The sequence below is a fragment of the Haloferax sp. KTX1 genome (assembly GCF_902410085.1).
Taxonomy (GTDB): domain Archaea; phylum Halobacteriota; class Halobacteria; order Halobacteriales; family Haloferacaceae; genus Haloferax; species Haloferax massiliensis.
The window spans coordinates 187,934-197,090 of record NZ_CABPRH010000008.1 but is presented as its reverse complement, the minus strand read 5'-3'; the positions used below and the strand labels follow the sequence as shown (position 1 = coordinate 197,090).

The 9,157-nt window shown below is 69.6% G+C and carries 7 protein-coding genes and 1 pseudogene; 3 read left to right on the top strand and 5 right to left on the bottom strand.

Annotation, left to right across the window (positions count from 1 at the left end; all coding sequences use genetic code 11):
- From FY251_RS13980 to FY251_RS13960, 5 genes and pseudogenes are all read right to left on the bottom strand, one after another.
- Positions 1–809, bottom strand: a pseudogene (locus tag FY251_RS13980) (hypothetical protein); the annotation flags it as partial.
- A 7-nt stretch (positions 810–816) separates the two neighbouring features.
- Complete coding sequence (locus FY251_RS13975) at positions 817–1,629, bottom strand: signal peptidase I (protein WP_148415577.1); 813 nt, start codon at positions 1,627–1,629, stop codon at positions 817–819.
- Between the two features lie 3 nt (positions 1,630–1,632).
- A complete protein-coding gene (locus tag FY251_RS13970) occupies positions 1,633–3,303 on the bottom strand; it encodes a TasA family protein (protein WP_148415575.1) in 1,671 nt (556 codons plus the stop codon).
- Positions 3,304–3,413: 110 nt separating this feature from the next.
- A complete protein-coding gene (locus FY251_RS13965; protein ID WP_148415572.1) occupies positions 3,414–4,046 on the bottom strand; it encodes a TasA family protein in 633 nt (210 codons plus the stop codon).
- A 207-nt stretch (positions 4,047–4,253) separates the two neighbouring features.
- Positions 4,254–6,236, bottom strand: coding sequence for a helix-turn-helix domain-containing protein (locus tag FY251_RS13960; RefSeq protein ID WP_148415570.1), 1,983 nt, complete (start codon positions 6,234–6,236; stop codon positions 4,254–4,256).
- 201 nt (positions 6,237–6,437) lie between these two features.
- Here FY251_RS13960 and FY251_RS13955 point away from each other — a divergent pair, with 201 nt between their 5' ends.
- Genes FY251_RS13955 through FY251_RS13945 form a run of 3 tightly spaced genes read left to right on the top strand, consistent with a single transcriptional unit; the run spans position 6,438 to position 8,963 of the window.
- A complete protein-coding gene (locus tag FY251_RS13955; protein WP_148415568.1) occupies positions 6,438–8,144 on the top strand; it encodes a histidine kinase N-terminal 7TM domain-containing protein in 1,707 nt (568 codons plus the stop codon).
- Positions 8,145–8,202: 58 nt separating this feature from the next.
- On the top strand, positions 8,203–8,568 hold the full coding sequence (locus FY251_RS13950) for a phosphatidate cytidylyltransferase (protein WP_187367417.1): 366 nt from the start codon (positions 8,203–8,205) through the stop codon (positions 8,566–8,568).
- Entirely contained in the window at positions 8,565–8,963 is a 399-nt protein-coding gene (locus FY251_RS13945) for a hypothetical protein (protein ID WP_148415566.1), read from the top strand. The genes FY251_RS13950 and FY251_RS13945 overlap by 4 nt, the downstream gene beginning before the upstream one ends.
- Positions 8,964–9,157 lie beyond the last annotated feature (194 nt).

The following is a 9,157-nucleotide window of genomic DNA, read 5'->3' as shown; positions in this document are numbered from 1 at the left end:
CCCCCAACGCCACCGCCAGTGCCCGAGCGCGCCGTGGTGGTCGGCTCGGGACTGCTCGTCGACGCGGGCGTCGGTGTGTCTTCGTCTTCGTCCTCGTCGTCCTCGTTTGGCGGCGTATCCGGCGTGGGCGAGGGCGGCGTCACGGTGACGTCCGGCGGCGACGGCTCGGGGTCGTCGTCGCCCCGGAGGTCCGAAATCGCGTCGTTGATGCCGCTGTCGTCGAGGAAGCGGTCGATACTTCCGGGCGCGGCGAGGCCGGTTCCGACCAGCACGATGCCGACGACGACGAAGACGATGAACACCCGACCGACGACCTGCGAGAGCCGCGGCGAGAGCGCGCCGAGGAACTTCGCCGACAGGAGCGAGGCGAGCGACAGCGGAATCGGGAGCAACCCCGCCCGCGACGGACGGTACTCGACCACCAGCGCCGTCTCGGTCGGCCGGTCGCCGGGTTCGACCTCGTCGCCGACGGCGACCGGGTGCTCGTCGGTACGGAGTTCGTCGTCCTCGTCGGTCGAGACGCGTTCGACGGTCGCGGGGTCGATGCCGGCATCGGTGTCGCTGGCAACGAACGCCGCCGACTGGGCGTCCCAGCGCCGGACCGCCCGAACGACCCCGTGGAGGGGCAGGCGCTCACCGGGAAGACAGAGGACGCGGTCGCCCCGTTCGAGTCGCTCGAAGTCGACCTCCTCGAAGTCGTCCGCGTCGCCGTCGACGAGGCGTCGACACCGCGTCGGGTCGGCGAGAATCAGTTCTGGCGACCGTTCGAGGGTCCATTCGGACGCGTTCGCGTCGCCGGGGGCGGTCACGGGAGGTTCACCGCCCGTCCTCTGGGGGCTCGTCGGTCGCCGCCGCGTCGCGGTCGACGGGGTCGGTCACCCACTCCATACCGTCGGCCGAGTCGGAGCGCGCGGGGGCGGACGCCGAAGGAGACGGGTCGGCGACTGCGACGGGGGGCGCCGAGAGGCGGACGCCCGTCCGCTCCGGGTAGAGCGCGACGCCGCCGTCCGAGGCGCTGACGTAGCCAGTTCCGGCCGTCCCGGTCCCCGCGTCGGGCGAACCGTCGCGTCCGTCGCTCCCGTCCGACTCGTCGGCGTCGACCTCGACGAGCGCGTCGGTGTACAGCGAGTAGAGTTCGGTCACGACGAGGAGCGCGCCGGGGAGGATGACGAACAGGACCAACCCGAGTCCCGACTGGACGAACTGCGCGGCGAGCCCGAGATACGGCACGTGGAACCAGACGCGACCGACGACGCGGTCGGCCGCGACGGGGTCCGAGTCGACGTCCTCGTTGGCGTCGCCTTTCGTCCGGAACACCGGGCTATCGCCGCTTCGGTCCACCGCGACGACCCGGTGGGTCACGCGGTCGGTCCGCTCGTCGGTGATGGCGCTTCCGGCTTCCCGGTAGGTGATGATATCGCCCTCCGAGATGTCCGCGGGCGGCACGTCGCGGACGACCACCACGTCGCCGGCGTCGAACGTCGGCGACATACTCCCGGAGAGGACGGTGTAGCTGGCGTCGGCCCCGAAGGCCTGCGGCGCGGCGAGCACGACGACGAGCGCGACGGCGACGAGGAGGACGACGCCGCCGAGGACGCGGGCCGCCGCGGCGAGACGAGACCAGTTCATCGGTCAGGCACCCCCGTCGGCGTCGTCTCCGTTCCCGTCGTCACCGCTGACGCTCTCAGGGGTGGCCGATTCGGTTTCGGAGCCGGAGTTGGAGTCGGTCGATTCGGGGTCGGAGTCAGAGTCAGCCGCATCGGTTTCAGAGCCGGAGTCGGGGTCGGCCGTTTCGTCGCTTTTCCCGACGTCACCGTCTCCGCCGTCTTCACCGTCTCCACCGTCTTCACCACCTCTGCCGTCTTCACCGTCTCCGCCGTCTTGCTCGGATTCGGCTTCGTCGCCTCGTCCGGATTCGGTCTCGACGTCTTGGTCTTTCTCTCCGGCTCCGTCCTCGACGTCCGCGTTCTCGATTCCACCGTCTTCTCCGTCCTCGGAGTCACCGTCTTCCTCGGCCGTCTCGACTTCGTTCGTTCCGACTGCGTCGCCCGTCTTGACGTCGACGCGCATCACGAGGTCGTCGGGGTCGGCGTGCGAGTAGTGGTGCCACGAGAACCGGAGCGTGCCGGTGAGCGAGAACGACCCGTCTATCTCGCGGGCGAGGCGGACGTGGTTCGTGCCGGTCGCGTCAGCCGAGACGTCGGTGAGCGTGCTCGTCTGCCCGTCGGCGGTGAGTTCGAGGTCCGAGACCGCGACCGACGACCCGGCGGCCGAGGCGGAGACCGTGACGCCGAGCGCGACCACGTCGTTCGCGCCGACGCCCTGTCCCTTCCACCCGTGTTTGTCCGGGTACTCGGTGCCGCCGACGGTCATCGTCACCTTGCTGCCGTCGAAGTCGACGCGGAACGACTCGGTTCGACCCGACCACCACGCGTGTTGCCAGTCGTTGTTCTGCTTGTGGAGGCGAGCCTCGGAGCGTCCGGAGCGCTTCAGCACCGCGACTTCGTAGTTCTCCGGCTCCGAGTTGCCGTACACGAAGCCGTCGTAGGGCTCGCCGTAGCGGGCGAGCGTCGCCCAGTCCCAGCCGCCCATCGCGTCGCGGGCGTCGCCGGAGCCGGACGTCGAATCGTCGTCATCTCCGTCGTCGTCGCCGACCTCGCAGGTCGCGCCGCCGTCCGAGTCGGCCCGCTGGTCGAGCGCGAACCGGAGGTCGACGCCCGCGACGTCCGAGGCGACTTCGTTGCCGGCGCTCGACGGGAGCCGCCACGCGATGACGAAGTCGACCGACTCGCCGGACGCGAGTTCGTAGTCGAGGTCGAACGTCTCGTCCGCGACGAAAATCGAGTCGAGGGTCGCGTAGTCCGAACTCCCGCAGAGGTACGTCTTCGACCCGTCGGCGGCTTCGAGCCACGCGCGGACTTCGAGCACCTGCGCGAGTTCGCCGTCCCCGACGCGGGGGTCGTTCTGCGACGGGGGCTCGGACTGGCCGTGCTCGTCGTCAGTGACGCCGAGCACGTCGATATCGAGGAAGCCGGTGAGCGACCCGCGGTTGCGGAGCGTCACCGACGCGGTGCCGCTGTCGCCGGGCGCAAGGCCCGACTCTTCGAGGAACGTGAGTCGCTCGTCGTCGCCGTCGACCGTCAGGTCGAGCGTGCCGACGCCGAACGACGCGTCGGCGCGCCCGGTGTCGGAAAACGCCGAGTAGGTGCCGACGCCCGCGGCGGCGCTCCCGGCGCTAATCGTGAAGAGTCCGCCGAGGAATCGGCGTCGGGTGAGCGTCAGCGTTGGTGTCTGTTTCGGCATCGAGAGGCGTGAAGTCGTCGTGCGCGTTCGGAGGGCCGGAACGAAAGAGCTGGACGCGGTCGGTTCGACCGGGTCGCGTCGTCCCCGTCGCCCGCGAACGCGAACTGTGGTTACTGGCTGTCCAGTTGGTTCAGTTCGAAGTCGAACTGGATGTCGAGCCCGTCGGCTTGGAACTCGTTTCCGGCGCTCTCCCGCATCTCCAGCGCGAAGGAGAACGTCTTCGTCTCGCCGGACGCGAGGGCGATGTCCCGGACGTTGGAGTCGTCGTCGCCGTCGGCCGCGTCGCTGTTGTTGTCGACCACGTCGGCCAGCGTGGCCGAGCCGCCGAACCGGTCGGCGAGCACGTCGAGGCTCCCGACTTCGAACGTCGTCACGTCGAGGACGCCCGCGAGGTCCGCCACCGAGGCGTCCGCGTCGCCGTCGTCGCCGGCCGTGGCGTCGCTGTCGTTTTCGGTCAGCGTGAGGTCGATATCGAGGCTCCCGTCGAGCGTGCCGTCGTTTTCGAGGTCGACCTCGAAGGTGTCGGTCTCGTCGCCGGGCGCGAGGCCCGCGGCGCTGAAGCTCGCGGAACTGGCCCCGTCGGCGAGGCTCAGCGTCCCCGCCTGAAGCGTGTTCTCGGTGCTCGATTCGGTGTCGTTGAACAGGGCGAACGTTCCCACCCCGGCGGCGGCGCTTCCCGCGCCGATCGTGAGGAGGCCTCCGAGGGCGCGGCGTCGTGTGAGTTTGAATACTTTTTCTGCCATTGAGTTCTCCGTGCGGCCCACCGTACACCCACTCCCTTCCGTGACATTCTGGGTGAGGTGACCTTCAGACATCTCTACTCGATTACGCGGCAATAACCCGATACCACCATTATGCGGTATCCGGCAAAAGCCGAGCGGCGTGATAGCCTTCGGCACAGTCCCGCCGGGACGAGAGGCAAGGCCGCCCCAGTGAGGCGACGCGTCGACTCACTCGGCGTCGAACAGTTCGGCGAAGACCTTCCGCTGGGCCGACCTGAGGTGTTGGGTGAACGTCGACCGCGAGACGCCGATGGCCTCGGCCACTTCGGCGGCGCTGCGGCGCTTCGGTCGCTCGAAGTAGCCCGTTCGGTACGCGACTTCGAGCGACTCGCGCTGGCGGTCGGTGAGGCCGGCCAGCACGCTCGCGCCGATATCGGACTCGACGGTGCGGTGGCTCCGCGCGGTCATCACGACGCTGTCGAAAGCCGCCGCGAGCGCCTCGACGAACGGGCCGGCCGGTCGCCGCCGGGAGAGGTCGACGACGACCGTCGCCTCGCCGTCCGCGACGACGACCCGGTGGAGAACGCCGCCCGCGTCGGCGATGGCCGTCCCCAGCGAGGGCGCGACCGTGTCGAACTGCGCCCGGACGACCCCGTCGCCGGGGGTCACGGCACCGGGCGTCACCCCGTCGAGGGCTGCCAGCGCGTCTGTCACCGCGGCCTCGGACGCGCCGCGGACCGTCACGAAGTAGCGCTCGCTGTCGCCGCGGGGCAGCGCCGTGTGGACGACGAGTTCCGCGTCCCGACCGAGCGCATCGCCGACCGCCAGCAGCCCCGCGTCGCCGTCGCGGACGCGGAGGCGGACGCGGACGACCTCGTCGGCAACCAGCGCCTCGCGGCTCTCCGCGGTGCTGAGGGCGTAGCCGAGCGTCTCCGCCAGCTCTTCGAGCCGCCGGCGCTCCCGGTCGTCGTCGGCACCGCGGCGGTACACGCCGAGGACGCCGTAGTCGACGCCGCCGTGCCGGAGCGCGACGGCGACCGCGGTTTCGATACCGCCGACGGCCGCGGCCGCCGTCCACCCGGCGTCGGGAGCGGTCGCCGGTGCGTCGGCGTCGGCGTCGGTGTCGCGCTCGTCGCCGACGGCGCGGACGACCGTCGCCCCCTCGCGGAAGGCGGTCAGACTCGGTTCGGTCGAGTCGCGCCGGACCGCCGCGTCGGCGTCGAAGACGCCCGCCGTCCGGAGATACGACTCGTCGCCGACGACGGCGAGCGGGGCGAGTCCGCCGCCCGCGGTGCGCTCGCCCACCCACGCCGCGACGGCGTCGGGGTCGCTCCCGATGTACCGACAGAACGACTCCGCGACCTCGACGCGCGACGACTGTCGGACGAGAATCTCCCGAATCGCCTCCTTCGTGTCGCGCTCGCGTTCGAGTCGGCGCTGGTGGTGGACCTGCGCCGTGATGTCCCGGAGGACGCCGATGGTGCCGGGGAGTCCGTCGTCGACGACGTCGTCGGTATCGAGGATGCAGTGGCGCGTCTCGCCGCCGCGGTTGCGGATACGAATGTCGAGCGACTGCGGGACCCCCCGGTCGAGCGCGTCGCGGACGCGGGCCCGGTCGTCGGGGTGAACGACCGTCTCGACGATGTCGCCGTCGGTGAGCGCCGCGCGGTCGTAGCCGGTGAGCGTCGTCGCCGCCTCGTTGACGAGGACGACGACGCCGTCGCGGGCGACGAAGATGGCGTCGCGGACGTTCTCGACGAGCGTCCGGTAGCGAGCCTCGCTCTCGGCGAGCGCGCGCTCCGTTCGGTGTTTGTCGACGGCCGTCCGGACGCGCGTGGCGAGCGCCGCGGCGCTGTCGTCGACGCTCGTCTTGACGATGTAGTCGTCCGCCCCGGCCGACAGCGCGCTACTGGCGAGCCCCTCGTTTCCGGCCCCCGTAAACAGGAGAAACGGGATGTCGGGTCGGTCCTCGCGGACCTCGGACAGCAGTTCGATGCCCGTCCGCCCCGGCATGTAGTAGTCGCTGACGACGCACTCGACGTCGTCTGTGAGGCGGTCGAGCGCGTCATCGGGACTGTTTGCCTCCCGGACGTCGAAGTCGGGGGCCACCTCGCGGAGCCGATGCACCACGAGCGTCAGCCAGTCGCGGTTGTCGTCGACGAGGAGGACCGTGACTGGGTCCGCGCTCGTCTCGTCTGTCGTCTCGGTCACGGCGGTTCGGCCGTCCGTGGCACATCGACCGAGATAAACTGTTCGGGTGAAAACCCGGGAGACGCTCGAAGCGATTGAGAACGCCGGTCCGGTGACGCCGACGGCGGAGCGGGTGAGGACTTCCGAACATACCTTTTAAATATCAGAGCGGGCACAGAACACGCACCGATGGACGCGAAAAGCGGTCGGGTGCGGTGAGCGATGGGCTGGCAGTACACCGTCTTCGCGCTTCCGACCCTCTTTGCAATGGTTACCGCGGTCCTGCTCGGAGCGTACAGCCTGCGGTACATGCGGGTCCACGGCCGGTCGCCCGAGCTCGTCGCGTTCTTCGCCGTGAACGTCGGACTCGTCCTCTGGACCGGGTTCGCGGCGCTCAAACTCCTGCAGACCGACCCGGCGCTGAAGCTGCTTTTCTACCGGTTTCTCTACTTCGGCGTCGCGCCGCTCGGCGCGCTCGCGTTCCTCTTTACGCTCTTCCACACCGACCGAGTCAGCCGAATCACGCCCGGACTGGTCGCGGCGGTCATGACCGTGCCGGTCGCCTTTCTGGTGCTCCTATTCGCGAACCCCGACGGGCTCGCCATCGAGGCGACGCGCCTCGTCGAGACGAACGGCCTCGTCGTCCTGCGGGTCGACGTCGGTCTGGGTCACGTGGTGTTGCAGTTGCTCTACAACGCGGTGCTCTGCGCGCTGGCCGTCGCGCTCATCCTCTCCGAGGCGATTCGGTTGGGTCGGCCGTACATCCCGCAGGCGGTGTTGGTGAGCGTCGGCCTCGTCGCCCCGTTCGTCTTCACGGCCTGCAGTTCGCTCGGAGTCCCACCGTTCGGTAGCGACGGCGTGAACCTCGTGCCGACTTCGGCCGCGGTCACCTCGGCGGCCATCGGCGTCGCGCTCTTTCGCTACCGGTTTCTCGACCTGCCACCCATCGCCTACACCACCGCGATGGAGGAGTCGCCCGACGGCGTGTTCGTCCTCGACGCCGACGAGCGAATCGTCCACGTCAACGCCCGCGGCGCGGCGCTCTTGGAGCGCTTCGGCGCGGCCGTCGGCGACCCGGTCACCGCGGTCTCGCCGGACCTCGACCTGACGACGGAGAAAAACGACAGCGTCAGAACCGCGGGAACGGACGGCGAGGCGGTGTATTTCAGCGTCCGCTCCCAGCGGCTCGAACGGGGTGACCAGCCCGTCGGATGGGTCATCGTCCTCCGCGACGTGACCGAGTTGCACCGCCAAAAACAGACCATGCGCTCCCGGAACGAGAAGCTCACGCTCCTCAACCAGATCGTCCGCCACGACATCCGAAACGACGTGGCCGTCATCCTCGGCAACGCCCGGCTTATCGAGGAGTCGGTCGACGACGAGGTGGTCCGCGAGCGCCTCGACACGATAATCAGGAACGGCGAGCACGCCACCGAACTCACGGTGAACGTCCGGAACCTCATGGCGACGATGCTCGACGACGAGGAGACGACCCGACCGACGACGCTCGCCGGGCCGCTCTGGGCGGAAGCGAGCGCGGTCCACGACGGAACCGCCGACGCGGCGGTCTCGCTCCCCGACGAGTCGCCGGACGTGACCGTCGTCGCCGACGACATGCTGGGGACGGTCTTCCGCAACCTCCTCACGAACGCGGTGCGGCACAACGACGCCGACCGGGCCGAAATCGACGTGTCGGTCGAGGTGCGAGACGACGAGGCGCTCGTCCGCATCGCCGACAACGGGCCGGGCGTGCCCGACGGCCGCAAAGAGGAGGCGTTCGGCCGCGGCGAGAAGGGCCTCGAAAGCCCCGGGACCGGCCTCGGCCTCTACCTCGTCGACACCATCGTCAGCGGCTACGGCGGCGACGTGTGGGTCGAGGACAACGAGCCCCGGGGCGCGGTCTTCGTCGTCCGCCTGCGGCGGGCCTGAGAGCGGGACGACCGCGCAGTCCCAACACTCAAAAAGTCAGCACACCGATAGGAAGGCGATGCCCTCCACCGTTCTGCCCGCCGGCGTCAGCCGATGGCGACTGGCCGTGTTCGCGGTCGTCGCCGTCGTGCTCGTCGGGCTATTGTCTCTCACCGACGAGCCGGTCAGTCCGGCGCTCGCGGCCATGGGGCTGCTCACCCTCGTCTACATAGCCTCAACCGCGGTCGACGCCGTCCGCGAGCATCCCGCCTTCCCGCTCGCCTCCGCGGTGTACACGACGCTCCTGTTCGCCGGCGGCTACGCCAGCGGCGCGCTGTCGAATCTCCTGTGGGGCGTCCTCGCCGTCCTCTCGGCGCTCGGCGTCGTCGTCGAGGCGTACAACTACCGGCACGGAACGAGCCATCTCCGGCTCGATTTCGAATGACGAGGCTGAGCGAGACCGCCGTTTCTGGGGCGATAGCCGTCGCGTCGCTCGTCGTGGGACTCGTCGTCGCCTTCGACGGCCCGGAGGTCGACCTCGCGGGCGGGGCCGTCTGGACCGGCGCGACCGGCATGGTGCTTCTGCACCTTCGCGGGAAAGTCCGCGACGCTCGGAGCGACGAGTCGCCCGAGCCGGGACCGCTCCTGCGTCTGGCCGAAGTCGACTACGACCCGCGGTACGACCGGTATCTCGGCGTCGTCCTGTTCGTCCTCGGTCTCGCGGCGTTCGCGGCGGTCGTCGCGGTCGACACGTCCGACTCGAATACGTTGTTCCTCGTCGGCGTCGGACACTTCTGTCTGATTTCCGCGCTGGCCGCGGTCGCGCTCTCCGATAGATAGTGCGAAAAATCGGAACGACCACGCCGCCGTCCGCTGTTTTTTGAGAATCGGGCCAAAAAGACTACTTAGCTGGCTGGCAACTCTCGGGTGTCCGCTCGATACTGTCTGGTCGGCGGACTGGTGACATAACATCGCAGGCAGGCGGCCCATCCCGTGCCACCGGTACTCCGACCCTGCCCCCTCGGACTGCCGCC

Bases quoted from the DNA above. Each gene is read 5' to 3' on its own strand.
- FY251_RS13970 (WP_148415575.1), bottom strand. From the start codon at position 3,303: ATGCCGAAACAGACACCAACGCTGACGCTCACCCGACGCCGATTCCTC.
- FY251_RS13965 (WP_148415572.1), bottom strand. From the start codon at position 4,046: ATGGCAGAAAAAGTATTCAAACTCACACGACGCCGCGCCCTCGGAGGC.
- FY251_RS13975 (WP_148415577.1), bottom strand. From the start codon at position 1,629: ATGAACTGGTCTCGTCTCGCCGCGGCGGCCCGCGTCCTCGGCGGCGTC.
- FY251_RS13950 (WP_187367417.1), top strand. From the start codon at position 8,203: ATGCCCTCCACCGTTCTGCCCGCCGGCGTCAGCCGATGGCGACTGGCC.
- FY251_RS13955 (WP_148415568.1), top strand. From the start codon at position 6,438: ATGGGCTGGCAGTACACCGTCTTCGCGCTTCCGACCCTCTTTGCAATG.
- FY251_RS13945 (WP_148415566.1), top strand. From the start codon at position 8,565: ATGACGAGGCTGAGCGAGACCGCCGTTTCTGGGGCGATAGCCGTCGCG.